The organism is Janthinobacterium sp. PSPC3-1 (assembly GCF_049896105.1).
GTDB lineage: Bacteria > Pseudomonadota > Gammaproteobacteria > Burkholderiales > Burkholderiaceae_D > Janthinobacterium.
In genome coordinates, this window is sequence record NZ_JAFCTQ010000094.1 from 1 (window position 1) to 830 (window position 830).

1 protein-coding gene is annotated in these 830 nt (G+C 55.7%); it reads left to right on the forward strand.

Annotated elements, in window-relative coordinates; genetic code table 11:
- Positions 1 to 117: 117 nt before the first annotated feature.
- The coding region (locus ACP7B7_RS31625) for an IS110 family transposase (RefSeq protein ID WP_426079363.1) at positions 118 to 830 on the forward strand (713 nt) is incomplete at its 3' end.

An 830-nucleotide genomic window follows, 5' to 3' on the forward strand; every position in this document is an offset into this window, starting at 1 on the left:
CAGCGATGTAGATCTCGCACCAGTTACCCACCCTCCATGTCAAGATCGGACAGTATCTTTGGCACCGGCACGCCGGTTAGCCCGCATTCACAAGGTAGATCGCAAGAGGACCACAGCATGTTTAATTTAGGAATCGACGTTGCCAAGGCAAAGCTTGACTGCGCGCTGCGCCTGCCCAATGGCAAGCACCGTAACAAGGTAGTAGAGAATAACTACAAAGGATTTGTTGTACTGAAAGAATGGCTGCTCAAGCATGATGCCAGCAACCCGAGAGTGTGCATGGAGGCGACTGGCACCTATTGGGAAGGTGTTGCAGAATATCTGGCAGGACTTGGTATGGTGGTGAGCGTTATCAACCCTGCGCAGATCAAGGCCTTTGGCGCCTCGCGTCTGGTACGCACCAAGACCGATAAAGTTGATGCTCAGTTGATTGCTGACTTCTCCCATGAACGCCAGCCTGAGCCCTGGATCGCACCATCGCCAGCTGCACAAGCACTGCGCGCCATGGTGCTGCGCCTGGAGGCGTTGCAGGCGATGCGATTGCAGGAGACGAACCGGCTCGATGTCGCGCGTGAAGCGGTACGCCAAGGTATCGAAGAGCACATTGCGTGGCTCGATAGACAAATCAAGGAACTCATCGAGGCGATCAAACGCCATATCGATGACGACCCGGACTTACACGACAAGCGTGATCTGCTCGATAGCATTCCTGGCCTGGGAGAGCGTACGATTCCCGTCCTGCTGTCTTACTATGCCGACACGGAACGCTTCGATAACGCCAAGCAAGCCGTGGCGTTTGCCGGCCTCGATCCACGCCAGCACGAGTCAGG